We start from the raw sequence: 26,224 nt of genomic DNA on the forward strand, positions 1-26,224 counted from the left end.
TGCTCCTTTTCCTAGTATTCTACATCTTTACCTATAAACTTGAATTGAAGGAATGAGATAAATCCGATAATCGCTGCTAGAACTAATGATTGTGCCGCTGCCTCACCAAACTCAAAATATGTGAACGCATTGTTAAATATTAACAAACCTACCATTGTTGTTGCATGGTCTGGTCCACCGCCTGTCATAAGATAAGCGTTTTGGAATACTTGGAAGGAACCGATAACACCAGTAACAAGTAGGAATAGCGTTGTTGGCTTAAGGAAAGGGACAACGATAAACCAAAGCTTTTGCAGGAAAGACGCGCCATCAATTTCAGCTGCTTCATAATAGCTGTTATCAATAGCGAGTAATGCGGCTATATAAATAATAATTGCTGTACCATGACTTGATAACCATGACATTAACACAAGTGAGAACATTGCAGTTGCGCTGGAACCAAGCCAGTTTTGATTTTCAATACCTAAAAAACTTACGAGCTTATTGGCAATACCTGATTTTAACGGATCGAAGATCCACAGCCACACAACAGAAAGCGCTACACCAGATGCTACGGCTGGCAAGTAATATAGTGCCTTAAAGATCGTTTGTGTTTTTTTCTTGAAAGGAATAATCAAAATTGAAATTAAAAATGATAGAAGAATATTAAATGGAACAGTTAATAGCGTATATACTAACGTATTTTTCAGCGCTTTCCAGAAAAGTTCATCTGAAAAAGAGTTAACGAAGTTATCCACGCCGACAAAAGTGGATCCTAATGGACCATATTTTTGTAAGCTGATAATAAAAGCATTGATGACTGGATATGCGGTAAATAAAGAAAACGCAATAAGTGCTACTGCGATAAACGCGTATCCCCAACCTGAGTCACTTTCGAGTTTCAATTTTTTTCTTTTAGTCAACGTTTGATTCATTGGGTCGCACCTCTCTTCTAAAAACAGTACAAGCTCTAGCTAATTTAGAAGGAAAGCTGTACGTTCTAGCTACGCACAGCTTTCACATGTCAGCCTACGACAGACTAGTCAACTACAATACCATCTTTACCGAAAGATTTAATTGCAGCTGCTTTAACTGCATCATACATTTCTTGTGGAGCAATCTCATTTGCAAGTAAGGCTTGTAGTTTAGGAATAATAACTTCTGTTTCAATTTTTAATGCTTCAGCAGCCAGATCAGTAGGAATATCTGTACGAGCCGGAAGCGCTTTTGCCATCATAGCTTTACCTGCAGCAACGTTATCTTCGTTACGAGGGAATTTTTCAAGTACTTCTGCATTACGTGCAGATTCAGTAATTGGTGATAAGAACAGCTCATTACTGTAGTTAGCAGCAATTGAACCAGAAGACAAGAAATTCGTTGCTAGGGCAATATTTTTGATGTGCTCTTCAGATGGAGCTTTTTTACCACGAAGTGCGATATAACCATCAACGATTGAAGTAGGGACATAATCGGCACCGTTGAATGTTGGGACTGGAAGTGAAATATAATCAACTTCAATAGAATCTGCAACAGCTGAACCATCGTTCGCTTTAATCTTCTCATTGTTTAGACGAGCAGAGTTTTCAAATGCAGATAAACCTTTACCTGTGATCATCGTTTGACCCGTTAGGAACATGTTCCACCGTTTACCAGCATCGATAGAGCTTAGCTCTTTAGGCATAGAACCATCGTTGATCATTTCGCGAATAGATGTAAGTAGCCCCAAGAAGTTTTTGCTTGTATACGTATATTTAAGATCTTTATCGAAGTAATCTGGTAAACCAGCAGTTTTAGCAAGAATAGCTAGATAGTCTTTAGATGCTACACCAGATGTTGCGAACACGAAACCATAACGAGTAGTTTCACCTTTATCATTTTTCACTACGCCTTTAGAAATTGCATTACGGAACTCTTCATAAGTCCAACCGTTTTGTTGAATGCTTTTCCAATCAATTCCGGCTTCTTCAAGGAATTGTTTGTTACCACCGATAGTGTGGATTTCCATATACGCTGGTAGGCCGTATTGAGCGTCACCTAGTTGGAAATATTTCAATGGAACTTCGTCATAATCTGCCTTGGCTTCATCAGAAAGGGCACCGTTAAGGTCGATTAGTACATTAAGTGCTGCATATTTCGAAATTCCTGAAGCACCGATAAAAGCAATATCTGGAGGAGAACCTGCATTTACTTGAGTATCAAGTTTTTGCGTCATATCTTCCCAGCTCGCTGGCTCGATTTTCAAAGTCAAGTTAGGATGTAGTGTATTAAATTCTTTTTCCATATCAGCAAAACGTGTTTGATAGTTCGCTGATATCGGAGGTAAAAGTGCTGTAATCGTATCCTTTTTAGGCTCAGAACCACCGTTACTAGTTCCTGTGTTACCGGAATCTGTAGAAGCTGGAGCGTTATTTCCGTTTCCTCCGCAAGCCGATAATAGTGATACCATCATGATTCCTGACAAAAACAGAGTTAATCCACGTGATCTTTTTTTCATCGAAAACAGCCTCCTCAATTATTAATAGCATCCATCCTGTTATTCCACTTTTCACACCTAAACCAATGATGCGATTGCCTGTTTCAAGCGTCCTCCGTTTGTGTTAAGTACTTGTTCTGCTTCTTTTGCATCTAACCCCGATTTAATCATCATAATTGCCAGCTTACAGTTCATAGATGCTTTTTCAAGTGTTTCTGCTGCGGTTGATGTATCTACACCAGTCGTGTTCATGATGATACGAATCGAGCGATCTACGAGCTTAAAATTACTAGCCTTCAGATCAACCATCAAGTTGTTGTACGTTTTTCCTAACTTGACCATTGTGCATGTTGTCAGCATATTAAGCACCAACTTCTGAGCAGTTCCTGCCTTTAATCGAGTCGAACCGCTAATGACCTCAGGTCCTACAACAGGTGTTATACAAACATCTACAATGGGTTCGAACTTTGAGCCTCTGTTGTTACAAACACCGATAGTGGCTGCTCCAAGTTCCTTTGCTTTCGCTAAAGCTGCAATAACGTAGTTTGCACTACCGCTTGCCGAAATCCCAATAAGTACATCTTTGTTTGTTACACCAATGCTTTCGATTAATGCGATCCCTTCATCCATATCGTCTTCACAGCCTTCAACCGCAGTACGCAAAGCAATATCACCACCAGCAATATAGCCCTGCACCAAGGAAGGATCTGTACCAAAGGTAGGAGGACATTCGGAAGCATCCAGAACACCTAATCTTCCTGATGAGCCAGCTCCTATGTAAAACATTCTTCCACCATTAGACAACCTATGATGTAGAATATCTACCGCCTTTGCAATCTGCGGAATCTCCTCAGCTATAGCTCTGGGGACTAGTGCATCTTGTTGATTCATTAACTGGATCATTTCTTCCGTAGTACATTCATCAATCATTAATGTGTCTGGATTCACAGCCTCTGTTGTCAATCCCGCAAGGTAGTCATTCATAGCCATCCTCCTTCTTCCCAGCCTTAATCTGTCATTTAATTAACAAAACGTGTTAGATTAACTTACAATTATTATGTTCTTATACTAATACAACACCATCGCTTCGTCAATAGATTTTGAAATATAATTTCATGAAGAAATTAAATTCTGATGTTTTATTTCATTCCTTACATACTATGTTATACCACATTTATAAAGCGCTTACAAGATGCAATTTAAATTTTTAACAATTGCTTTGATCGCTATGGCTCTAAGGTTAAAGCGATTTAAAAAAATGTATTATTTGCTGATTATCGCTCCAAACGAAACATAAAGTTACATCATCCGTGTTCAACCGGATGATGTTTCGTCTTCAATTCCATTCATTTTCTTCCTCATAATTGTGTGCCAAGCTATTAATTATTGAATTAAACTACTTATTATATTCATTAGATCAACGTATTCATCATGTAGATAATCTGACATGGATTGATAAGTAGTACATTTTAGTACACGAATAAGTGAATGAAATACAAAAAAAGAAAGCATTGATCCATGATCAACGCTTTCATCCACATTCATTCTATCAGAACCTAATTTCTAAGTTTTTTCTTTAATATATTATGCGTTTTTGTTAAGTAGGTTTTTACTTCTTCATATTCTGCACTTGCGACACCAGCAAATAATATGTCGATGATCGTAAGCATCGCAATACGCGAGCCCATAGCCCCACTGCGGATTGTTATTTCAGGTGTGGATATGCTCAGTACAATATCCGCCCGCTCCGCAAGCTCACTTTTATTGTACTTCGTAATCGCAATACATTTCGCTCTATTCTTTTGGGCAATTTCCAGTGCATCAATAATATCACTAGTTGCTCCAGAGTTAGAAATGAAAATGGCAACATCATCTTTCTCAAGTAAAGTTGCTGCCGTGAGCTGACTATGACCATCTGTATAGGCATGACACATCTTATTAATTCGCGAGAACTTCTGTTCCCCGTCCATACAAACGAGTCCCGAAGCACCTATTCCAAAGAAAACAATTCGCTTACTATGACATAGTAATTCTACAGCTCTTGTAATTTCTTTTCGATCAATAACACTAAGCGTATCCTCAATGGACTTGCAATTATTCAATGAAATATTTGATATAATTGTCGAGAGATCATCACCCGGCTGAATATCTGTATATTGAGCCTTTGAATCCTCATCACGAGAACCCAAAGATGCCGATATACTCACAATAAAATTGCGGTATCCGCTGTAACCCATCGTCTTACAGAAACGAAGGACAGATGCATCGCTTGTCTTACTCGATTGAGCCAATTCCTTAATAGACAAATGAGGGATCTCTTCCGTATTTTCTAAAATGTAATCTCCGACCAATCGTTCAACTGGTGTAAAACTCTCTCGCATATCACGAATTTTAATTAATACGTTGTCATTTAGACTCATAATCTACCTACTCTAGATTTAATTAACACCTTTATTAATATCATAAACAATATAAACAACCTATTTCAATAACAAAATACGTTTCGGCATATCAAAGCTAATATTAATTAATCTATTAAAATCATCCTACTCTTAGGTCATCTGGTGACTTTACGTTGATTATAGCGTAATAAAGTTGTAAGGTATAGTCGATAATTATATACTTTCTGATATGGTGAAACAAGGGACCACAAAGGTCCCCGAAGATTCTTTCTATTGTTCTCAGCATACGTAATACGCATGTATTTTTAAATTTTACTGCCGTCTAAATATGACTCGATTTGTCAACGACATTCTTTGATGTAGCACCGTACTTGAACCATTTAATTTGCTAGCAAGCTGCATTAATGCAGTCAAGAACACCGGCATGGCCGCTACACTTAGTAATAATAGTGCAATGATTAATACGAATGCTACCTGTATAAGTGTCGTTACGCCCGAAGGAATCAACGCGGCGGAGGTGCCTCGAATAAAGGCAGCAGACAATACTACACCAACCATATAACGTGATGCCACTCAATTCTTGATCCAACATCCCCTTCAAGCTTCGGCATCGTTATCAAGGCGACGATTGTAAGAAAAATCCACAGTAAAAAGAGTAGGTTCTCCAGTCCCTTATCTTATTCACTTAATACCTTCCTTTCATTTCTCGGAATGAATTTTCATTCTGAACGTAGTGACAAAGGAACCTAATGCTCCTTAGTCGGAAAATCAGCAGACTCACTGCAATCTAATGGCATTCCAAAAGCTGTCTGCAAGTTCTTCTTCGAGCTAAAGCGAATACAGTAACTCACCTTCTTCCATCATTTTAGCGAACTTCTTCAAAGGGCCATATACAGTGCAGATCAATGCCATGGAAGGCAGGGGGCGTAACAATTTCTCCTCCTTACCTGATTTGGCTATATCTAGAATGAATTTTAATAAATCACTGAATATTGCTTTGCTATGTTCGTCTAAGTAATACCCATCTTCATGCAAGCCTTTCTTTTGCGATTTTTTTGTGCAAGAAATAAAGAGTCCTTTATAATGTAATAATGTACATAAAGACGGATTTGGAGGGAAATAAATGGCAAGTCGTAAATGGGTATTAATCATAGACGATGAAGATGATTTAGCGCGTCTGATGAAGGCTGTTTTACATAAAGAAGGTGTTCCAGACGTTGTAACTGCCGGGACCGTTGCAGAGGGTTGGGACAAGTTCCAGGAGTATAATCCTGAGCTTATATTGCTAGATATTATGCTCCCAGATGGAGAAGGATATGACTTATGCAGAAAAATTCGGGAAACATCAAATGCACCCATCTTATTTATGTCTGCAAAAGACGAGGAAATTAATAAGCTGTTAGGACTGGCGATAGGTGGCGATGATTATATTACTAAACCGTTCAGTCCGAAAGAAGTCGCTTATCGGGTAAAGGCACAACTGAGAAGAGCTGGCTTTACAGAAGAAAAAAAGGCTCCGAAAAGCTTACAAGCTGGCCCCTTTGAGCTTAGTGCCAATGAGACAGAATTAAAAAAGAATGGCGAGGTCCTCGTGCTAACCGCCAAAGAAGTCGGTTTAATGAGCTGTTTTATGCATCATCCCAATCAGATTCTAAGCAAAGAAACCTTGTTTGGACAGGTGTGGGGTGAAGATTTTTTTGGTTCCGATAATACAGTGATGGTACATATTCGGCGATTACGCGAAAAAATTGAGGCCGACCCTTCAAATCCCACCTTTATTTTGACGGTTAAAGGGTTAGGTTATAAATTAAATACCAAGGAGTGAGACTAGTTGAAATGGAAATTGACACTCCGCTTTTTAAGATCGGTTATGACTATTGTTGTGATCGTTGGTTTTGTAAACGCGATTTTGTTCCTTTCCTTATTCGTTATAAAGGTTAATAATAATAACTTTGGCACTGAAGAAGCATCTGCAGAAACCTTTAGCCGAACCTTTTCACAATACGTAGAATTACAGGCTGGCAGACCTGTTGTGAACGAGGATGGCCTCAAAAAACTACAAGAAATGAGCGCCTGGGTACAATTCTTGAATGACCAAGGGGAGCAAGTAGCAGCCTTTTATACCCCTGAAGAATTGCAAACAGAGTATTCTCCTATTGAAATTGTACAAATGTACAAATACAAAGAATTAGATGCACGCACGACGGTTTTTGTCAGCGAAGCCCAAAATTTCAGTTACTTTTTAGGGATTAATAATCCTAAAATAGGCCGGTACGTAATGACCTATGACTACGCTAAAATTTTCAAAGACGTTAATGTTTTTCTTTCCATTTTTTTAATCGTTGATGTGCTTATTATAATCCTCATTGGATTTCTATTTGGGAAAAAGTTAACTGCACCCCTTCATACATTAATAGAGGGTATTCAACAGCTCAGGGAACGACGTTTTAAGAAAATGCCTACTCCAAAAGGTGTTTATGAAGATGTTTTTCGTAATATGAATGAACTATCTGAAAAGCTCGATCGACATGAAGAGGAACGTAAGCATCTCGACCAAATGCGTGAGGAATGGATTAGCAATGTTTCGCATGACATGAAAACACCACTTGCTTCTATTCAAGGTTATGCAGAATTTATAAACGACAGTGCCACAGATTTAACAGCCCAAGAATTACAGGAATACACATCAATTATCAAGAGTAAATCGATGTATATGAAAGATTTGTTAGATGACCTCAATTTAACGACGCGTTTACGTAATCACCAGCTATCGCTGCAATTTGAAGAGGTGAATCTCGTTCAGTTTCTACGAGAAATGACGATTGAACTTTTAAATGACCCGACCTTTGGTGAACGGCAGATAGAGTTTGAGGCGAATGTGGCTAAAGCAATGCATAAAGTAGATAAAAAATTACTAAAACGAGCGATCCTTAACTTGATCTACAACGCGCTGGTGCATAACGATGAAAATGTCGTGGTGAAGATCCGAGTGGATACAGGTCCAGAATCTCATACCCGAATTTCGATTTCTGATAATGGCCAGGGTATTTCGGCTAAAGATCTGGAACAGGTTTTCGAACGCTACTATCGGGGTACAAATACAACCAGCAAGCATGGTACTGGGTTAGGAATGGCCATCGCAAGAGACATTATTTGGGCTCATGAGGGGAAACTCGATTTGACGAGCGTTGAAAATACCGGTACCACCATTACTATACTTTTATAATTCAAAATGACTTCCTTATTAGGCAGAGAAAGGGGCTGTTCTCCACTTACTTTATTGGAGACAGCCCTTCTTCAATCTATTAGTTTTTTAGTGCCTTTAGCGGAATATCCTCTACTTTCACTTCATCGTATGAGGATACTTGATCACCTTTTTTTACATACATTTTCAAGTAGGCGCCTTTACGAAGATTTTTTTGTGCATTAAATTCCAGTGGAATTGTAGTACCTTTGGCATTTGTAGCCTCTAGTGTATAAGAATAAGAGGTCATGACTGAACCATCGCTCAGTTTATATTCATGGGGTTCCCCATCCTCTGTGATTTGTAAATAGTAATTTTCGGCATTGAAGCGATTGAAATCAATCTTGGCTATAGCAAAGACCCCTACAACTCCAATAACAAACAAAATACCCATAGTAATTAGAAATTTTTTCATCTCAATCATCCTTCTGTTCTATTATTTAGTGTGATAATACGATTGTAAGAAGCTACGGTTAAGAAATAATACAACCCGTAAATTACGGTATAAGCAATCATCCAGAGCAACACAGGTTTTGCTAAATCTATCATCAGTAGACTAGAGAATGCTTTTAAAGCCACTACACTATGCAATAACCCTACTACAAGCGGTACAACAAAGATAACGAATACCTGTGACGCAATTGATTTTCGCATTTCTTTTGCACTGACACCCATTTTATGCAGCATATTGTACTGTGATTTATCCTCTTCTGCCTCTGTTAAAACCTTAAAATAAATGATACTGCCTGTAGCAGCTAGAAATACTAGACCAAGGAAACTTCCGATAAACAGTAGAGACCCCACACCTTCCAAACTTGTTTGGTAATCTTGTGGACCACTTGAAAATAGCGCTTCTTCAGGTAATTGGTTTGCAATTTTTTTAGATAAATCCACAGAAGCATCATCTACCCCAAGAACACGATAGTGCAGCACTTCCCCATCATTTTGCAACACTTTATACTGATCCTCCGAGACTACCACGGTTATACCTGCTGTACCTACATTCAATACGCTTTGCGTTTTAAAGCTTTGGAATGTGAGAGGATGGCCGTTGCCTGTTGTTATAGTTTTCCCTGTATATATTGGTGAGAACCTTTTGTCATATCCGATATCTAAAATAACCGCGTAGCTGTCCTTTACATCTAATTTTTCTTTATGTTGTAGACTTGCTAATTGGTTGTATGTTTTTTCATCGATAACTGTATATTCTCTTTTATCAGAGCTATCGAATGTTGACGGCGAGTTTAACTCTTTCGTATGAAACGTAATGGATAGTGCTTCAATATTTTTATCGTATTTTGTATCTGATACTACAGCACTCACTTGCTTGTCCATTTCTGCATCTGTGGATTGATACATAAAGGTATTCGGATTAATCGTTTTCGCCGAGTCATTCGTATTGTAATAAAGGCCATAGACCGCTCCACCGGCAGTTACTGTCGTAGCACTCAACACGGCAATCACAGTTAATGTACGTGCGTTCCCACGAATACGATAGAGCAGCTGCGAAATAGTAATGACATGAAGGCCTTTCCAAAGCCACCTTTCATTTTTCTTAATCATTGCTAACACAAAGCCAGTCACACTGTGGAACAATAAAAATGTACCCAAAATAACCGTTGTTAAAATAATTAATACAGTCAAGGGGAATCCAATTTTTTCCCATACCTTAGAAGTGAAAAGGTCCTGCATTGCAAGCCAATAGCCCAAGACAATGAGTAACACTCCAAGAACAGCTACTATTATAGATGGTTTAGGCGCCACTTCTCCCTTTTTGGAAGCATGAAATAAATCAATCAGCTTAAATTGATAGATCAAGCGATAGCCTTGAAACGATGTTACTAAGAATATAACTAGAAATACGATAGCCGTGTTCATCGCTGCCGCCGCTGAAAATGTAAAGGGTGCTACAACGTCATAACCCATTAAATGAATTAAAATCGTCATAAATCCTTTTGAACATAGGAACCCAAGTACAATTCCTATTACTAAAGAGAATAATCCTAACAATAAATTTTCGAAAAAGAGCATAAAACCTATTTGACGATTACGTACCCCTAGCAACGCATACAATGCGACTTCTTTTTTACGCTTTTTCATAAAAAATGAATTGGAATAAGCAATAAATATGAACACGAAAAAGATGAGAATGACTGCCGCCCCACTCATTAGTGAACCAAGTTTTTGGGATGAAGCCGTCTGTTCTGCTATCGTATCGCTATATTTTAAGGTCACAAATGTAAAGTAAATGATGATACTAAACACCATCGATGCAATGTATAAAAAATATTGCGAAAAGTTTCGGGCTATATTTTTTCTTGCTAGACTAAATAACGTCATCTACCTCACCCCCAATGGCCGCATGAACATCTAAGATCTCTTGGAAGAAGGCTTTGCGTGTCTGATCACGACGAAATATTTCTGTAGAAAAAGAGCCATCCTTGATGAAAATAATCCGACGGCAGAAGCTTGCGGCAAAGGCATCATGAGTCACCATCATAATGGTCGAGTTGTTATTTTCATTTAAAGTGCTTAAGCTTTCCAATAAATCTGTTGCTGATTTAGAGTCAAGCGCACCTGTTGGTTCATCAGCCAAAATCAGTGCAGGCTCTGTCACGAGCGCTCTAGCCGCAGCGGTTCTTTGCTTTTGACCACCAGAGATTTGGTAAGGATATTTTGCCAGTAAATCTTCAATTCCAAATACTTTAGAAATCTGAGTCACGAGGTGATTGATTTTCTTCGCTGGAATTTTAGCAATCGCCAGAGGAAGCAATATGTTCTCCTTTACAGTCAAGGAATCGAGTAAATTGTAATCTTGGAAGATGAAGCCGAGATGTTCACGTCTGAAGTCTGACAAAGCTGCTTCCTTCATATCGTGAATACTCTTGTTCTTCATATATATCTTTCCTTCTGTTGGAGAATCTATGGTTGCTAACAAATTTAGCAAGGTTGATTTCCCCGCTCCGGAAGGTCCCATAATCCCTACAAACTCACCTTCATGAATGTCAAAAGACACGTTTTCTAACGCTGTGTAAGCAGCGCTTAACTTCCCGTACACTTTTTTTATATTTTCTACTTTTAATAATGGTTCCATTCATTTCACCTCTTAATTTGCTGATACTTATACTATAGGCACCGAACCTTACAGCAAATTCATGCCAACCTTACAATAAGCTTAAATCCACAAAAAAAGGTACCCCGTAGCCATTTAAGACTACGGGGTACCTTTTTGCTATTGAATAGCATTCATTTTTTTCTGGTTGTATATAAATCAGAAGCTTCATCAAAGTAAAAGCGGCGTTTTTGTTTGCCAAACACCACTAATATAACATGGATGAACAATACGATCGTTAAAATGATAGAGGTCAATCCAGCACCTAGCGTTAAGAATATAGATGCCTTGTAAAATGGTGAATCCATTGATATTTCCACGTTATTCAAAGTATCCGCAATGACTGTTATGAAGTACATCGCGTAAATCGCACCAAAGCGTTTAAATAATCGCTTGTTAGTTTCCACACGACTTACTTTACTGTCATAGCGATAGCGCATAATTTTCGTACCGACTGTCGATCCGTTCCAAATCCATGGAATAATAAATAATGTTACAAAAAGTGTAAGTGTGCTCGCAATAAAATCACTAACCATATTAACGTTGGTCATACTCAACACTACTTTAACTACCAGGTTGCTGATAAATATATCAATTATAACAGCCAGCAACACAGACATCCCTTTTACTTCATCAAGAGCTAATAATCTTTCTGCTTTCTCATTAATTTTCTTTTTTGATGAGAATAACGCTAACACGGCTGGAGCAATAAAGAAACCAAGTACCCCGCCAGATGTATTCAACAATAAATCATCCACATCAAAAATGCGATAAGGGCAATTATAAATCCCGTAAATGCCGGTTACCTGTGTTATCTCATAAAATAGCGTTAATAGGAACGTGATGCCTAGAGCTTTCTTCCAGTGTTTCTTGTCTTGAAAAAAGTATCGCAAGTAAACACCAAAAGGTAATAATAGCAAGAAATTAAAAAACGCTTGATAGAATGAGGGTTGGCTAAATAACAGTCTATAAGTAGCTGGCTGTGATAACACGATGCCGCTATTCCCAAAGGTGTTCACTATAAATTGAAACGGCATAAGTGAATAATGCTGTGTACCCGGTTTTTGAAGAGAGCAAGTGTTACGTATTTCCGGCAACGGCAGCAATACTAAAAATAACGCTGCTAGAAAGTAAAAGATAAACGAAAATGAAATTAATGTGGTAGAAAATGGTAGGTAATTATATTTTCTATAGGTATAAATAAGCCATGGGATAAATAAGGCAAATGCTAAAACCACAAAAAAGATCGCTGCCACAAAGATCGGTTGAGTATATGCTGACATTTCTATTTCACACCCCAAAATGATTTAGTATTCATATTAACCATAAAACTGATTCTAATTCAACTGGAGTTGGAACATTTCATCAAATTTAAGGATCCTGTAATGTTGGCATCAATTTAATGTAAGGTTTGCGACTTATACTGACTTCTAGGCAAATAAAATTATTTTCAAAGGAGCACTATTAATGAATCCCTCCATTTCACAAAAAGAAAGAATCATTTCACTCGACATCATTCGCGGACTTGCTCTTTTTGGCATTCTGCTTATAAATGTTGGAGCCTTTAAAGTTATTATGGAAGGAGATCCCTTACCCGACTATAGTGGAATTAATGGAATCATCCATAGCTTGATAATCATCTTCGTGCAAAAAAAGTTCTTTTCAATTTTTTCATTCCTATTTGGAGTAGGTCTATACATTTTCGCCTCAAGAGCAGAAAGCCGGGGAGATAAACCCAGATGGCGTATGGCTAGACGTTTACTGATCCTCTTGCTGCTGGGAATCATTCATGTGTTTAGCTTTTGGGGAACCATTCTACCTGTATATGCCATTATCGGATTGTTTCTGATCCCTTTTTATCACACAACAATTTCTACACTTAAAAAGTGGCTTGTGGGTATGACATCCATTTACATTATTTCCTTGGTGGTAAAAATATTTTCACCCTCTCAAGGGGCAATCTTATCTATCCTTGATATTTTTTCTAATGACGCTATGCAAATCTTTATTATGTTTTTAGCTGGTTTTTTAACTGCAAAATCAGGTTGGCTGACACACATACAAGAATTGTCTAAACCAATTAGAGGGATTCAAATGGTATCATTTCTGTTGTTCATTGGTTTTTCACTATGGATTTGGAACGCTTCTCAAAGTGGGAGCAGCAATGTAGATTCAGTTACGGGCTTAGGATCTCTCCCAACCACTTTGTTCTACTTAACAACATTATTTCTACTATTAGAAAATAAACAAATGGTGAAATTCCTGAAACCCATATCACGGGTGGGTCAAATGGCGTTTACAAATTATGTTGCACAAAGCATTATAGGGACAGCAATCATTTCAATGATAGGTCTCGAAGTCGTTTCACCGAAAGATATTCTCTACATCGCCGTTCTGATTTATTTTATTCAAATCATTTTTAGTACCATCTGGTTCAAGTTCTTTTCCATGGGACCCTTAGAAAAGCTTTGGCGCTTGATGACCTATGGAAAAAAGCCTGCAACAAAACGATAAAAACTTCACTTTCCTCCTCTTAATGCAAGTCGGAATTTATTTTTCCAACCCAAAAACCCCTTATAAAAAGGGGTTCTCAAGTTTAAGCGCTTTAACTTTTATCCGACAGATCACAACATGAACATTAAGAATCAGAGAATCAAGTCCAAAGCATCCTGCGAAATCCACACTTTATCTTTAATCATTACCGTCAGCACATTTAGTTTCGTTGTTTTGCCATCCTGTATGGCGATATTTTTATCTATAGGCAGCTTGAGAACTTGGCCTGCTTTTTTCACTACAACCACCGGATTATTCTTATCAGTCTTATCTAGGGTAATCGTAGCTCCTTTGGCCTTGAATTTATCACTGGATACGTACAGTGTATCCTGAAGCTGCGCCAGATTGAGTCCGGTCACTTCTTGAATATACTTATTCACATCCGTATTCTGGATTACACCGCTGTTCACGAAATCAGTCGGTTTAAAATTAGCCGGATGGTACGCGAATAAGCCAACTTCTTCCGATGTGTGATCATCCGTAGAGAAGGTTACACCTATTTTATCCCCCAAAATTTTACCGATGACCGGCGAAAGGTTATCCTGCATTCCCAATCTGACTTGATCTGCTTCTTCTTTGGTTAGATCACTAAGTCCATAATGATCTGCAAGGACCTTTTTGAAATTGCTCTCATTAATACTGCCTTCAATGTAATAACTGGTATGCTTCGCTTTCTTCAGCACGGAGATTAGGTCTTTGGTAGAATCATAGTTCGTCATATTGAGCCCGCCGGTAGCATGATCCGAAACCGATAAGACTGCTGTATTGCCATCTTTTTCTGCAAAGTCAACAGCGGCTTTAAAGGCTTTATCAAACGCTAAGGTCTCACTCATAATACCCACTGGATCGTTATCATGACCATACCAGTCAATCTGGCTTGCTTCGACCATCAGAATAAAACCGTTCTCGTTCTGCGACAACTTCTCTATCGCTACTTTGGTCATTTCAGCAAGGCTCGGTTGCTTTTGCGGGTTCAGGTCAAAATCAGCATCCAGTGCTTCGGGGTTGAAGAGACCCCAGATTTTATTCGTTTTAGAATTCATTAACCCTGCTTTATCCGTTACGTATTCATACCCATTTGATTTCAGAACTTTGGTTAAATCTTCTCCGTCCTTGCGGTTAATGTCTTCTTTGCCGGGTACCAAATACCCGGAACCACCCCCAAGTAGAACATCTACACCACTATAGACCATCTGTTCTGCAATAGACTGCGCATTGTCACGCGTGTATGCATGACTTAAAAATGTAGCCGGCGTCGCATCCGTTAATTCACAAGTGAATACCGTTCCTGTACTTTTCCCTGCCATTCTCGCTGCATCCATAAGGGTAGGCAGAGGTTTGTTCACGTCCTCTGGCTTAACTGCGCTTATGAAAGGCATCGTTATTCGGTCTGGAAGTATGGATACCGTCTCACTCTTAACCTTATGGCCTGTAGCATAAGCCGTAGCTCCCGCAGCGGAATCTGTGGTCAGTGAATCCGTAGAATATGTTCTCACCAGCCCGCTGAAATACTTATCCATCGCAAGTGCCTGCCCTCCCTGATACCATCTGGCCAAGTTCACATCGGATAAGCTCATCCCATCCGTAATAAACAGAATCACGTTCTTGACCGATTTGTTGGTAGGAGCATCAGAGTTATTGGCGCCACTGGCGTAGGTCGTTCCGTTGCCTGCTGCCAGCAGACTACAAACCATAACGGTACTGCAAATTGTCCCGATAACCTTTTTGCGCATTTGAATCCTCCTCTAGCAAATTTTGTTAAGTACGTTACTAGTTTAAAGGAGGATTGTTTACGGGACAGCACCTATTCTCTTGTTATATATTAAATTCTATGCATATTTTGTCTTGACCTGTGCTACTGATAATTGCAAAAAAAGGGCGCCCTAGGGGCACCCTTTGCATTATTATTGTCTTATTACGAGGATATCTCGAGGCGCTCTACCAGTGCTTTGAATTTGGGAAATTTCGGAGCTTGTAAGGATACGACCTACCAATATAAACGAAGATGTGACATTGTTAAAGTTAAAATTATTCAAGTTCGCTACATTTTGGCTGCCACGGAATACACGGAAAGATCCTTGAAAGTTAATTCGTGAAAATAGTACAAGCGTTACTTCAGAGCTCTGCACAACATTTCTGAGACGGAAACTCGAGAGAACATTGTTAAACCGAAACGCTCCAAGATCACGAACCGCAACTCCTCCACGTCTGAATCGAATCCGACGATTGGTAAAATTAGTACCCGACCAAAGAGTAAGACGTATATCACTGTTAGCCAACTAAATCAACTCCTTTTCTGAGATTGATATAGTTTATTACTAACTTCAAAGAACGGTACAAGACAAATACAGTTGTACAAATGTTTGTTTTTCAGATTTCCCTACGGTGGTATTATCCAAATAACCGTATCGAGCCTCGGATATGTTAGCAATTGAAGTGATTTTTACAGTTATATTCTTCTAACTATTAGACACTTTCTTATACGTTAGGTGCGAATATGAAAAGAATAATTCAAGCATTCGGGTATTTAGGTAGTACAATTTTGGCTGCAGCTTTACTGTCATGGATCTGCGTATTTTTGATTCACGGCTTACCTGATGTCTATGAATGGATGGCACTTAAATTTATCATCCCCATTCTAGGTTTCGTAGGACCCAACCCAAACCCTCTTGACTATCCTGGCAGAAGGCTGCCGTTATATTTTGAAGGTACCAATGCAGAGGTTATGCCGTTAAAAGGAACAAAAGTCACGCCAATGCGCAATGAATCATGATCTGGTAAAAAGTGAGGCTATCTTTCTGAGGAGTTACCGTAGGAGGAATGGACAGCTTCAACAACTAAAAAAAGGCGTTAACGGATGCCTAAGCTCCGTCAACGCCTCCTCTATCCTTTCATTGTATTCCTGCCTCTGCTGGAAGCGAGTTATTTCTTGTCCCCACTGCTTTAATAACGAAATTGTAGGCTTTAGCAGAATCTATGCCGTTTAATGTATAGCTGTAACTCGTCTGACCGCTTACCGTCGGTACATACACGCTCCAGTTTGTGCTGACTTTATCATTTTTCTCGTAAATCCGGTAACCTCGCACCGGCTCAGAACTATTTGCTGGCGCTTTCCAAGAAAGAACTGCACGGTTCCCTGACTGTCTTACTGCGCTTGGATTTTGGACAATGCCGGGTTTGACATCAGTCCGTTTAATACTGTAAGCATCATAGACGGCAAGGGGTTTATCTTTAACTGCTGTGTAGGATGTGAATTTCAGCACGTCGCTTGTAATGGAAACATCCACGAACATTTTCTTGTTGGGCTGATCGTTTTTTGCTGCAAAAAAAGTGTCTGCATCTGGATTAATAGCATAGAATTTCGAAGCTGCCGAGTTGCCCATTAGATATACGGTCCCTTTGGGATTCAGCACATTTCCTTGCTCATCGGTAATGACATTCTTAATCGGAACGTTGTTCAGCATTTGAAAAGACCTCATATACATATGGTCATGACCTTCAAAAACCATGTCCACACCCAGCTCATCCAATACAGGAATCAGATATTTCCGGTAAAATTCTACCCGGTCGCTTTCTGCCGAAGCATTATCCCCTGAAGAATACGCTCCCTTATGCATCGAGACGAATTTCCACTTTTTATCGGTCTTTGCCACCTGATTCCGCATCCATTCCAATTGTTTGGTGAACTGAATATCCGCTTTGTATGGCTTGACCTCCCCTTCGTACTGGGAATTGATCTGCATAAACAGGGCATCGCCGTATTCGAAAGCATATACCGAACCGTCATGAGCACCCGTCCCGACATCTTTTGGAAGATTAAAATGGTTATAGAAGTTGTTATTCGGATAATCTTCTATCTCATGGTTGCCGATAATCGGTGCAAATGGCACATTGGCAAATTCCTTTTTCGGCACACCCAAGAACCACTGCCACAGCTGCTCCAGATCACCGTCATCCGTTAGATCCCCTGTAAGAAGAACAAACTTGGGATCTACCGTTTTCTCAATAGCTCTCTTAAAAGTATCCTGCCACAGATCAAAATTCGATTTACTTGAGCCTTGGGTGTCGGTTACATAGAGGAAATGGAAATCCTGATTATCCGCCTTGTCCGTGGTAAAAGAACCCGCCTCGCTCCAGCCGTCCGCATCACCGTTACCGGCCCGGTAGATATATTGGGTTCCAGGCTTAAGACCGCTTGCAATAACCTTGTGGCTGGCGAACTTTTTATACTTTTTAGAACTTCTGTCTCCTGATGTCATTAAGGTTTCAATAACTGTTGAGCTGCCCTCATAAGAAGCTGCCAGTTGTTCCGGAAACTCGCTTCCTCCCGCATTGGAGGCCTCCACTACTTGCACTACTGTACCTCTGACGGTTTCGGCTGTATACCAGTCAAAGGCGATACTTGTCTTTGGGTCTCCGTTAAAAGTCATGTTCAGCAGCGTTGGTGTTTTGATGCCGGTATCCGGAGACTTTGTCTTAAAGCTCCAGGTAATATCGTTCTCAGGTGTCCGGCCATCCGCAGTCCCCTTAACAAGCTCTTTAGGGACGGTCACGTTGTAAGTTTTGCCGGCAGTAAAATTAGGGTGGCTGACTCTGACTGTGTCTTGACCGAGGAGCGAAGCAGAAATGTTATTAAGAGGGAGATTGTTTTCCGTGATTACAACTTGATAACCACTGTCGAGACTGATCGCTTTGTTAAACTTCACTGTGATCTCTGCGTTAAGGGAAACATCTGCAGCCCCTGAAGCGGGAGTTTTGCTTACCTCAAGTGTGGGAGTGTCCCCAGGTTCGCCGCTGCTGCGTGTTCCTTTAATTATCACATCTTTGATTCTGCTTGAGCCTGAGCTGGACACCGTTCCCCCGCTTACACTTTTCGCAGAGTTTACCACCCAGCGGATATAGAGTACATCTTGATTGTTTGTTCCCGCAGGCAAAGCGAGGTTAGTTAATTTGCAGGAATTATTGGAACAATTAAAATTGTTCTGGGCTAAAACAAGGTTGCCGCCCGTAACATCTGTCCATTCCTGTTGATCTATACTGTATTGCACCTTAAAATCCCTGGGTCCTGTACTTGAAGAAGTTTGCTGTGAAGAGAGGAAGATACCTTCGAAACCTTTGGTAGAAAGCGTGGCAAGCCAGTATTTCAGGCCCGTTCCTTCATGCCACCCCTGGTTGCGTACGCTGTTCTCACCTGACTCATAGGTGTACGCATTCGTATTAGTTCCTACATCACGAATGGATGAAGCCGTCTGATATACCCCGCCTGTAGCCGGAAATACACCGTTCTCGCCTTTGTCTTTAAAAATCCACTGGGCAATCGTTTCCTGAACTGCAGTTGCTTCGCTTGCAAGATCTTCCTCATTTCCCTCTCTTCCTGCTGAGACAAACCCGGTCAACTCCATGGCAAGCAGCAAACCTATAACCATTAGACTGATTACCTTGTAAAATCTATTTTTGAGATAAGATTGGTTGTTATCCATTCAGCCCATCTCCCTCTTCCTTAATCTCACTTATCATCGAACCGCAGTCACCGAGAAGAACGGTGGTTCTACTGCCCTTACATTCCTGTTATTGGAGTTCCCAGTCGGTGACTTGAAGAATTGCCGAATCTGCACCTTTCAGGTCTGTCTCTCCCATGTTCAGCAAATTACTCCACTGCTTCACACGGTTCTTGCCGTTAGGCGGAGAGTTGTACTCATTAGTATCCACAATCTTGGTCCGTTCTTTATAAAATTTGGTCATGAAAGTCTTCTCATCAGTGCTACTTCCGGATTTACCCAAAAGCCCTTGAAGGGTCTCGGAGCCGCCGGTAGCTCCATGGTTCAGCGCTGCATCCACGAAGGAACCAATAGTTAATGCCGAGTTAAAACCGCGTTTGCGGGCCTGCTCCACACTGTATTTAATATAGATATTGTAGAACGTTTTCCACACAGCCTCTCTCCACTCGGGATCATCTTGCAAATTGCCGATTTTTCTACAGAAGCTCTCTTCGCTTTCATTGATCTCGAGGATCTTCCCTTTCATCGAACCCTTAACACCGATCCGGGCCAATGCACCTTTAACCGAAGGATTACTCGCGCCTTTAGCAGCGTCATATGCCTTGAACAGATCCGGACCGTCAGGACCGGTATCATTTGAGCCGCCTGTAGTTGCACCAAATATTCCAATCGTATACCCGCGGTCATCATCAATATCTTCACAATATCCGTAAAAATCGATCCAGTTCAGATCGTCCTGCTCCGGTTTGTTGACAAGCATCATAATATTGTTCCACTGCTCACCATCCAGTCCTGTGTTGTCACGCAAGAATTGAAGTGTTGCCGGTGAAAAATTAGAATCAGGGTTCCCTGCCGCATAACTTTTCTGTTGAGATGTTTTGGACAGACAGCCATAAGAAAAAATCATTGAAAAACTGAGCACGATCAACAATGAAAATTTCATTTTCTTGGAAACCTTACTCTTCGTTGAATTTAGCACCGCAATCTCTCCTTTAATCGAATAGTTTAAGCGCTTTAACTTTTAGCGGCAGTGAACCTTATCCCTAACCTATCTGAGCATGACAGCCCTCCTTTTACCAACACTTGGTAATTCAGTTCAAGCTTATCTCAAAAAGTTTGTCCAAACAGCACGTATTTTCTTGTATTTATTAATTTTTATACATATGTTGCTACAAACCATAGATTAAGTCTACAATCCTCTTAGGAGGTGCTGAATGAAGCCGGTATTTTATGAGTCTACTCTTTTTGACATCAGCCGCAAGAAACAGGTATACACCAGCATGCCTGCAAGACACTATCATGATGCATATGAGATTCTGTATTTAATATCCGGGGATTTTTATTATTTTATAGGGGACAGAACCTATCAGGTTGCGGGCGGAACGCTGCTATTTATGGATATTCACGAAATGCACAAACTGGTCAATTCAGGCTGCAATATGTATGAGCGGGTAACACTCCTGTTTAAAAAAGAATTCCTGCAGCATTTCTGCACCGGCAGTCAATGTGAGGAACTGCTCGAATTGTTCAAAAGTGATTACCGCGCTTTGAAGATGACCGGGATGGATCAATATTTCATCGAACAGCTTTTTCAGAAAATGATCCAGGAGGGGAAGAAGCAAGCCCGCGGATATGAACAGTACCAACAAATATTATTGGTGGAGCTGCTCCTCTATCTTAATCGTAAACTATTTGACAGCCGCACAGCTTCATTTGTGGAATCCAATCGTACACATAAGAAAGTCCTGGACATCGTTAATTATGTAAATCAACATTATATGGAACCGCTTAAGCTCTGTGAGATTTCACGGCAATTCGACATAAGCTCCTCCTACCTTTGCCGAACTTTTAAAGAATCCACCGGGTTCAGCTTCATTGAATATATCAATAATATCCGCATCAAAAAAGCGCGTGATTTGCTGGTTGGCTCTTCGTTTAATGTTACTGAAATTGCGGGAATGGTTGGGTTTGATAACACCTCCCATTTTGGACGAACCTTCAAATTAATAATGGGCATCTCGCCGCTCTGCTTCCGCAAACAATTTAAGTCTAAATAGCAACGTCAAGACATTTCGTCAAGCCGAACAAATTGCAGGTTTCTTGCCTGCAGTTGGTTTAGCACTTCTTCTAGAGCTTGCAGCATAAAATAAGGAGCATGCCGGTCCGCGCCCGCAGTCTCACCGCTGTCGTGAAGTAAAACAACGGAGCCATCGGTGATTCCACCTAATAGAATGGCCTGCATCCGGGTTTGACAGGCCCGGATGTTCCAGTCGCCCGCCTTCAGGGACCATAAAACAATTCGATACTGCTTGTGCCGAAAGAAATCAAATAGATTGATTAATCCCCAGGGTGGACGGTAATGATTGGGTCTGATTCCGACAATAGACTCTATAATATCAGCGGAGCGGTCCAGATGTTCTCGCCTAACAGTACTGGGCAGCATCAGCCAGTTAGATGTATGGCAATAATTATGGATGCCAATCTGATGGCCTTCCCGATCCATTCTTCTGATCAGATCTGGATACTGCTCCGCTCGCGATCCAAGCACGAAAAAAGTAGCCTTCACTTGATGTAACTTCAATAAATCCAGCAATTCCGGCGTATATTTCGGATGTGGCCCATCATCAAAAGTGAATGCCACCTGTTTTTTTACCGTTCCTTTGCGAAAGACACCAAAGCCGCTCACTCGCGTAATCAAACTCGGAATAAACATGTAAAGAGTGGCGGCACATAGTATTCCTCCTATCAGATATGTAAGCATGATTACACCTCCATATAACAAGCTTTAGACCTATCCAGAGTAGTTCTGTCCGGGTGAGAATCGATTTTTCAGTGAGGCGCGTGAATGTATCAGTAACATCGGGACCAGTTGCTCTGTTCGCCGATTGATTCTTTGTCTCCCTTCCGGATGCATGGCAGACAGCAGCAAACGAAGATAGATGGTGGTGATGCGTTCGAAAACGCCGGACTTTATATTTTGTTGTTCAAAACCAAGACCGTGTGTTAATCCCCGATGGAGCAGTGTAATCCCCAACAAAGCCTTGACCTGCCTGAACTCGGACTGCGATTCGAAGGCTTCATTGATTTGCTTCATTGATTTACGCAGCATGCGAGCCGTTTGGAGTGCGGCACGGTCTGATCCTTCAGACCGGATCAACTTCAGGATTCTTTCATTGTCGAGGTGGAGTTCTCCCACCCACTCTCCCTGATTGATGACCGTGGCGTCCTGGCATACAATAGGCTGTCCCCGATGCTTTTTTAGCATCACGGTACATATACCAAAACGCGACTTATGCGATCCCCGAAAATGTGATAGCAACGCAAAAGCTTTTTCCCACATCATCCAGACGGACTGCACCGTAGTTTTACGTATTTTGAAGCCCAACTCATTCACCATCCTTAATACGGTTATAGTCTCTCATTTCATACATTGTACATAACGGAACTTTCTTTTTTTCTAACGTCTACTTATATTTGACGCTATACACCGGAATTTCTCTGCGTGTATATCAAATTTCCATACAATTATTTTCATTAAGTCTAAATTTTTGGCATCCAACTACATAAAGAAAAACCCATGTCTCTTGGACATGAGTTTCGGATGTTATCTTTTTGACTAAATCAATCTGGTTTCACTATCAATCCAAACTACCCAACTCCACCACATCTCCGCTAGTAGCCTTCACTGCAAAATCACAATCCAGCTTCCCGCACAGCACATACTTCTTCTGCCCAGGATTATACACATAGACGGGTGTTAATTCGAACCATCCCCTGAGCTTGTCATAAGCTTCGTCATGGCTCACAGCAATTTCCCCTTCGCTCTGGAACTCATCAAACGTATCGAGCATTAACTTGTTATCCATATAATTTATAACCTTATAATTTTTCGTATCGATAAACAGGAGGATCTTACGCTGAAAAATACGATTACTTGGCGCATTCCTCCTCAATGTCGCTTGAATATGTCCTCTTTCCCGATGTAAAGTCTTCAGTATCCATTGTCCGGATTCATCCGGATAGAGCTGGCTTAAACCAGCTTCGACTGCGGCTATACATTGGGCTTGTTCTACGTCTGTGATTGAAAATGAATCTGGGTGCGGCTCACGTGCTACTGCCTGTTCGATTGTAACTACTTCCTGCAGACGGATCTCCGTCCTTGCGAACTGTTCCGTGTCCACTTGCTCCCAATGTATTACTTGATCAATATTCAGTCGTGCTCTCGTACCTGATATCATCTCAAATGGAATTGTGGTTGTTCCATCATTTGTAATGTAGATTTCTTCTATCCCATAGATCGGCAGGAGATGCTTCATCTCGTACACTGGATATTCGATAAGCTGTAGTTGTTTTTTCGCCAGTGGCTCTACCGCTTGAAGCGTGAGAGAATAATGCTCTTTGTGCACAAGGAAGCTGGAAGGAAACTGGCCATATACACTATAAAAAATAATCCTACCTTCCGCATCGAAGCGTAACTCCATTCGCCCGCCGGGGGAGATGGGGATACCGTCTATACATTCGGCAAAATGATATTCTCCTCTTTCTTCCTTCAATAGGTAGAATTGTTTACCATATTCAAGCCCTACTTCAGCTTCCATCCACTGAATAACGCCGTTTATTTCAATGTTTTGGAATGGTGTTCGATTTGCATAAGATTTCCCTCCAACAAAAATAACACTTTTATAGTTGCGGGATAGTAAGTCAAGCGTAATGACTGCAGTTCCTTCCGGATTATAATCCTCCTTCCATTCCTTAATGTGAGAAGGAAACCATTCCATACTAAGCAAATAGTCGGTTTCTCCCAACATCGTAACTTCGCGATAAATTTCATTTGTATGTAAGTAGTAGTTGTCCAATCCATAGGTTTGCTGTGTAGCATTAACTAGTTCTTTGATTCGGAAATCCATATCAGTGCACCCCACAAAATTGATGCCTATATCATATCATTACTTAGCAATGATTATGAAGCGCAACGAATCATATCTGCTACATATTCTAAGAGCTTATGTAATGGGTTTTTCTGGTGTTCAGAAAATGATCAGTAGCTTGGGGTTTAATAATGCAGAGTGTATCAATCTATTGTACCAAGTCAGGGAAATTCACCCTACTGACTCATAATCTTGCCAGAATACTAAACATGTATAGTGAACACATATTTTAATGGAGGTATATCATCATGATTGACATCATCGACGGAAATGCGGCATTAATACATTTTTTTCCACTTCCGGCGCATCTTTATTCTAAGAATATTGCTTGTATTGTTGCTGTGGCTCATGCAGAAGAACGGGGTCCAAATTTAACAGGCCTCATAAACGCTTTATACTCAAAGGGATATACAGACCTTGATCATCTATTAAATTCCACATGGAAAAAACTATACCAAGTTCCGAGGTTGGGCCAGCAAAGACTGGTGCTTCTACTTAGTTTACTAGAACGAATTTCTGCAGATCCCAAGACCATAGAAAACTATACAGCTGTCCCTCCTGTTACCATCCACAGTAAAAAGGAAATGAAAGAATTAACTTTAAAGAGGATCATTAAGAAGTATAACGAAACATCTGTAGAGGTATTAACTGAAGACAGCGAAAAAGAAGCTCGTTTAAAGAAAATTAAAGATAGACTCCGAGAAATGGGGATGATCGTATAACAAAACCCCGCCAGTATAGTAAAGTGCACCCCTTAGAATAGACATTGGATAAACCTCTGGGTCAATCCGATTTCTATTCTAGGGGTGTGACATTCAATTCATTTAGTAATCGCGCGCTGCATCGAACCAGTGTTGAGCCATCTCCTCTGTGATAGGCTGGCCAATCAAGTGGTCAGACTGGCTAAGTTGCCATACCGCTTCACCAAGATCTTCTCGTTCGGTGGTTTCGATGCCCTTAAGATTGTTGAAGCGCACGGTGAAAGCGGTAATGGCGGCCTCTGCTTCAGCAAAGCTATGGGCCTCGGACAAGGTTACCTGTGCAACGTTGTAAGCTTCATTAGCCAGCTTGGCTAGACGTTTAGTCCAGGAGGAGAATGGGCGGCCAAACTCGGTCGTCCACCACTCTGGCTTTCGTAATTGGCTCACTGAAGCATGGTCGGTCCAAGGACGGGTTTCAGCGCGAGTTTTCATTTGCTTTTTTAGATGCTTGCCAGCGCTCTCTTCCACATTGTAGGCGATAAATCTGTCAAGCAACGGCCACGCGTTCAAGGTCGGCAAATCCTCCAGATCAGGCATGAAGCGCAGCTCCAGATTCGTTAACTCGGTATGATGAGCCAATAGATTCAAATCGCAGAAGTTTCCCCACAAACTCAGTGATTTAAGGTTTGGGTACCGGTTTAGACACTCTAGCGAGATGGGCTGTCCCAGCGGTGCGTTATGTAGCGTCAAGCTCGTTACCTGGTGCAGCTCCCCCATATCGGGCAGCAAAAAAGGGGAATCATTCTTACGTCGGCCGGTGCGCGGTGCTAGTGTAAGAGAAGATGGCATATCACCTGTGGCCGAGAAGCGTGATAGATCGCCAGACACACTCAGGCGGAAAGGCTGCTTCGGAAGTATTAGGCTAAGGGACCTCCCGGATGGTTCCAACTTGACATGCAAGCCATGCAAATTAGACTGACTGGCGTCCGCCACCGTGTCTGCAGACAGGATCGGAGTCCATGTCATCTCTTCAATGGGACGTTTCTGTGCCCAGTCAAAGAAGCCTAAATCACTGCCTGTATAATGCAGAAATCTCGGCCAGGGAGAGCCGGCCGGTGTGGCAAAGACATCGAATACGGTCCAATCGATAGGCGCATCAGACGCGACATGAAGGTCAACCTTTTTCCCCAATTGCGACGGACCCATGGATAGACTGCCCACACCGGGCTTAAGGACAAGAGTATGACTACGTGGACCTGTCAGGTTGATAGGATAACTACCAACTTCTCTAACAGAACCAGCTGAAGGACCAGCTTGGCTATCATTTGGCATTT

At 40.9% G+C, this 26,224-nt stretch carries 22 protein-coding genes and 1 pseudogene; 6 read left to right on the forward strand and 17 right to left on the reverse strand.

Translation table 11 applies throughout. The features are described from left to right. Nucleotides 1–11: 11 nt before the first annotated feature. From MHH86_RS19290 to MHH86_RS19310, 5 genes and pseudogenes are all read right to left on the reverse strand, one after another. Nucleotides 12–914, reverse strand: coding sequence for a sugar ABC transporter permease (locus MHH86_RS19290; RefSeq protein WP_036688721.1), 903 nt, complete (start codon nucleotides 912–914; stop codon nucleotides 12–14). Nucleotides 915–1,018: 104 nt separating this feature from the next. Further along, nucleotides 1,019–2,473, reverse strand: coding sequence for an extracellular solute-binding protein (locus MHH86_RS19295; RefSeq protein WP_036688723.1), 1,455 nt, complete (start codon nucleotides 2,471–2,473; stop codon nucleotides 1,019–1,021). Nucleotides 2,474–2,530: 57 nt separating this feature from the next. Beyond that, complete coding sequence (gene murQ, locus MHH86_RS19300; protein WP_042129111.1) at nucleotides 2,531–3,436, reverse strand: N-acetylmuramic acid 6-phosphate etherase; 906 nt, start codon at nucleotides 3,434–3,436, stop codon at nucleotides 2,531–2,533. 572 nt (nucleotides 3,437–4,008) lie between these two features. After that, nucleotides 4,009–4,872, reverse strand: a complete 864-nt coding sequence (locus MHH86_RS19305; RefSeq protein ID WP_042129113.1) for a MurR/RpiR family transcriptional regulator — start codon at nucleotides 4,870–4,872, stop codon at nucleotides 4,009–4,011. Nucleotides 4,873–5,166: 294 nt separating this feature from the next. Then, nucleotides 5,167–5,459, reverse strand: a pseudogene (locus MHH86_RS19310) (hypothetical protein); the annotation flags it as partial. A 518-nt stretch (nucleotides 5,460–5,977) separates the two neighbouring features. Between MHH86_RS19310 and MHH86_RS19315 the strand changes: the two are divergent. Next, a complete protein-coding gene (locus tag MHH86_RS19315) occupies nucleotides 5,978–6,679 on the forward strand; it encodes a response regulator transcription factor (RefSeq protein WP_076141031.1) in 702 nt (233 codons plus the stop codon). 6 nt (nucleotides 6,680–6,685) lie between these two features. Next, on the forward strand, nucleotides 6,686–8,080 hold the full coding sequence (locus MHH86_RS19320) for a HAMP domain-containing sensor histidine kinase (RefSeq protein ID WP_076143790.1): 1,395 nt from the start codon (nucleotides 6,686–6,688) through the stop codon (nucleotides 8,078–8,080). Between the two features lie 79 nt (nucleotides 8,081–8,159). Here the strand turns inward: MHH86_RS19320 and MHH86_RS19325 are convergent, their stop codons facing one another. From MHH86_RS19325 to MHH86_RS19340, 4 genes are all read right to left on the reverse strand, one after another. Then, on the reverse strand, nucleotides 8,160–8,513 hold the full coding sequence (locus tag MHH86_RS19325) for a YxeA family protein (protein WP_076143869.1): 354 nt from the start codon (nucleotides 8,511–8,513) through the stop codon (nucleotides 8,160–8,162). A 5-nt stretch (nucleotides 8,514–8,518) separates the two neighbouring features. Next, entirely contained in the window at nucleotides 8,519–10,438 is a 1,920-nt protein-coding gene (locus MHH86_RS19330) for an ABC transporter permease (RefSeq protein WP_076143789.1), read from the reverse strand. Beyond that, entirely contained in the window at nucleotides 10,425–11,192 is a 768-nt protein-coding gene (locus MHH86_RS19335; protein WP_042189627.1) for an ABC transporter ATP-binding protein, read from the reverse strand. Before MHH86_RS19335 ends, MHH86_RS19330 begins: the two co-directional genes overlap by 14 nt. A 152-nt stretch (nucleotides 11,193–11,344) precedes the next feature. Continuing rightward, nucleotides 11,345–12,493, reverse strand: coding sequence for a VanZ family protein (locus MHH86_RS19340; RefSeq protein ID WP_076143787.1), 1,149 nt, complete (start codon nucleotides 12,491–12,493; stop codon nucleotides 11,345–11,347). A gap of 184 nt (nucleotides 12,494–12,677) precedes the next feature. Here MHH86_RS19340 and MHH86_RS19345 point away from each other — a divergent pair, with 184 nt between their 5' ends. Continuing rightward, nucleotides 12,678–13,724 (forward strand): DUF418 domain-containing protein, encoded by a 1,047-nt coding sequence (locus MHH86_RS19345; protein ID WP_076316283.1) that lies wholly within the window; start codon nucleotides 12,678–12,680, stop codon nucleotides 13,722–13,724. 131 nt (nucleotides 13,725–13,855) lie between these two features. Here the strand turns inward: MHH86_RS19345 and MHH86_RS19350 are convergent, their stop codons facing one another. Beyond that, nucleotides 13,856–15,496: an alkaline phosphatase gene (locus MHH86_RS19350; RefSeq protein ID WP_076316282.1), complete on the reverse strand. Its 1,641-nt coding sequence runs from the start codon at nucleotides 15,494–15,496 to the stop codon at nucleotides 13,856–13,858. Nucleotides 15,497–15,667: 171 nt separating this feature from the next. Further along, nucleotides 15,668–16,042 carry a hypothetical protein gene (locus MHH86_RS19355; RefSeq protein WP_076316281.1) on the reverse strand — a complete coding sequence of 125 codons (375 nt, stop codon included), beginning with the start codon at nucleotides 16,040–16,042 and terminating at the stop codon, nucleotides 15,668–15,670. Nucleotides 16,043–16,260: 218 nt separating this feature from the next. Here MHH86_RS19355 and MHH86_RS19360 point away from each other — a divergent pair, with 218 nt between their 5' ends. After that, entirely contained in the window at nucleotides 16,261–16,536 is a 276-nt protein-coding gene (locus MHH86_RS19360; protein ID WP_076316280.1) for a hypothetical protein, read from the forward strand. A 118-nt stretch (nucleotides 16,537–16,654) separates the two neighbouring features. Here MHH86_RS19360 and MHH86_RS19365 read toward each other — a convergent pair whose 3' ends face one another. Beyond that, nucleotides 16,655–19,243: a metallophosphoesterase gene (locus MHH86_RS19365; RefSeq protein WP_076316279.1), complete on the reverse strand. Its 2,589-nt coding sequence runs from the start codon at nucleotides 19,241–19,243 to the stop codon at nucleotides 16,655–16,657. A gap of 88 nt (nucleotides 19,244–19,331) precedes the next feature. After that, the gene (locus tag MHH86_RS19370) at nucleotides 19,332–20,240 is read right to left on the reverse strand and encodes a chitosanase (protein WP_342479384.1); all 909 of its coding nucleotides are present in this window, start codon (nucleotides 20,238–20,240) and stop codon (nucleotides 19,332–19,334) included. Between the two features lie 235 nt (nucleotides 20,241–20,475). Between MHH86_RS19370 and MHH86_RS19375 the strand changes: the two genes are divergently transcribed. Next, nucleotides 20,476–21,318 (forward strand): AraC family transcriptional regulator, encoded by an 843-nt coding sequence (locus MHH86_RS19375; protein ID WP_036688751.1) that lies wholly within the window; start codon nucleotides 20,476–20,478, stop codon nucleotides 21,316–21,318. 5 nt (nucleotides 21,319–21,323) lie between these two features. On the opposite strand, the gene MHH86_RS19380 is transcribed toward MHH86_RS19375, so the two are convergent. The 3 genes from MHH86_RS19380 to MHH86_RS19390 all read right to left on the reverse strand — a co-directional run bounded on the left by MHH86_RS19380 (nucleotide 21,324) and on the right by MHH86_RS19390 (nucleotide 24,168). Further along, nucleotides 21,324–22,022 carry a polysaccharide deacetylase family protein gene (locus MHH86_RS19380; RefSeq protein WP_170914173.1) on the reverse strand — a complete coding sequence of 233 codons (699 nt, stop codon included), beginning with the start codon at nucleotides 22,020–22,022 and terminating at the stop codon, nucleotides 21,324–21,326. Nucleotides 22,023–22,052: 30 nt separating this feature from the next. Further along, on the reverse strand, nucleotides 22,053–22,604 hold the full coding sequence (locus MHH86_RS19385; RefSeq protein WP_076143867.1) for a polysaccharide deacetylase: 552 nt from the start codon (nucleotides 22,602–22,604) through the stop codon (nucleotides 22,053–22,055). A 295-nt stretch (nucleotides 22,605–22,899) separates the two neighbouring features. After that, entirely contained in the window at nucleotides 22,900–24,168 is a 1,269-nt protein-coding gene (locus MHH86_RS19390; RefSeq protein ID WP_076143781.1) for a hypothetical protein, read from the reverse strand. A 269-nt stretch (nucleotides 24,169–24,437) separates the two neighbouring features. Here MHH86_RS19390 and MHH86_RS19395 point away from each other — a divergent pair, with 269 nt between their 5' ends. Continuing rightward, a complete protein-coding gene (locus tag MHH86_RS19395; RefSeq protein ID WP_036688759.1) occupies nucleotides 24,438–24,911 on the forward strand; it encodes a hypothetical protein in 474 nt (157 codons plus the stop codon). A 102-nt stretch (nucleotides 24,912–25,013) separates the two neighbouring features. Here MHH86_RS19395 and MHH86_RS19400 read toward each other — a convergent pair whose 3' ends face one another. Further along, complete coding sequence (locus MHH86_RS19400) at nucleotides 25,014–26,222, reverse strand: hypothetical protein (RefSeq protein ID WP_076143779.1); 1,209 nt, start codon at nucleotides 26,220–26,222, stop codon at nucleotides 25,014–25,016. Between the last annotated feature and the right edge of the window lie 2 nt (nucleotides 26,223–26,224).

The organism is Paenibacillus sp. FSL F4-0097 (assembly GCF_038593125.1).
Classification (GTDB): Bacteria; Bacillota; Bacilli; order Paenibacillales; family Paenibacillaceae; genus Paenibacillus_AQ; species Paenibacillus_AQ odorifer.

Bases quoted from the DNA above. Each gene is read 5' to 3' on its own strand.
- MHH86_RS19290 (WP_036688721.1), bottom strand. From the start codon at position 914: ATGAATCAAACGTTGACTAAAAGAAAAAAATTGAAACTCGAAAGTGAC.
- MHH86_RS19295 (WP_036688723.1), bottom strand. From the start codon at position 2,473: ATGAAAAAAAGATCACGTGGATTAACTCTGTTTTTGTCAGGAATCATG.
- murQ (WP_042129111.1), bottom strand. From the start codon at position 3,436: ATGAATGACTACCTTGCGGGATTGACAACAGAGGCTGTGAATCCAGAC.
- MHH86_RS19305 (WP_042129113.1), bottom strand. From the start codon at position 4,872: ATGAGTCTAAATGACAACGTATTAATTAAAATTCGTGATATGCGAGAG.
- MHH86_RS19315 (WP_076141031.1), top strand. From the start codon at position 5,978: ATGGCAAGTCGTAAATGGGTATTAATCATAGACGATGAAGATGATTTA.
- MHH86_RS19325 (WP_076143869.1), bottom strand. From the start codon at position 8,513: ATGAAAAAATTTCTAATTACTATGGGTATTTTGTTTGTTATTGGAGTT.
- MHH86_RS19330 (WP_076143789.1), bottom strand. From the start codon at position 10,438: ATGACGTTATTTAGTCTAGCAAGAAAAAATATAGCCCGAAACTTTTCG.
- MHH86_RS19335 (WP_042189627.1), bottom strand. From the start codon at position 11,192: ATGGAACCATTATTAAAAGTAGAAAATATAAAAAAAGTGTACGGGAAG.
- MHH86_RS19340 (WP_076143787.1), bottom strand. From the start codon at position 12,493: ATGTCAGCATATACTCAACCGATCTTTGTGGCAGCGATCTTTTTTGTG.
- MHH86_RS19345 (WP_076316283.1), top strand. From the start codon at position 12,678: ATGAATCCCTCCATTTCACAAAAAGAAAGAATCATTTCACTCGACATC.
- MHH86_RS19350 (WP_076316282.1), bottom strand. From the start codon at position 15,496: ATGCGCAAAAAGGTTATCGGGACAATTTGCAGTACCGTTATGGTTTGT.
- MHH86_RS19360 (WP_076316280.1), top strand. From the start codon at position 16,261: ATGAAAAGAATAATTCAAGCATTCGGGTATTTAGGTAGTACAATTTTG.
- MHH86_RS19365 (WP_076316279.1), bottom strand. From the start codon at position 19,243: ATGGATAACAACCAATCTTATCTCAAAAATAGATTTTACAAGGTAATC.
- MHH86_RS19375 (WP_036688751.1), top strand. From the start codon at position 20,476: ATGAAGCCGGTATTTTATGAGTCTACTCTTTTTGACATCAGCCGCAAG.
- MHH86_RS19380 (WP_170914173.1), bottom strand. From the start codon at position 22,022: ATGCTTACATATCTGATAGGAGGAATACTATGTGCCGCCACTCTTTAC.
- MHH86_RS19385 (WP_076143867.1), bottom strand. From the start codon at position 22,604: ATGATGTGGGAAAAAGCTTTTGCGTTGCTATCACATTTTCGGGGATCG.
- MHH86_RS19390 (WP_076143781.1), bottom strand. From the start codon at position 24,168: ATGGATTTCCGAATCAAAGAACTAGTTAATGCTACACAGCAAACCTAT.
- MHH86_RS19395 (WP_036688759.1), top strand. From the start codon at position 24,438: ATGATTGACATCATCGACGGAAATGCGGCATTAATACATTTTTTTCCA.
- MHH86_RS19400 (WP_076143779.1), bottom strand. From the start codon at position 26,222: ATGCCAAATGATAGCCAAGCTGGTCCTTCAGCTGGTTCTGTTAGAGAA.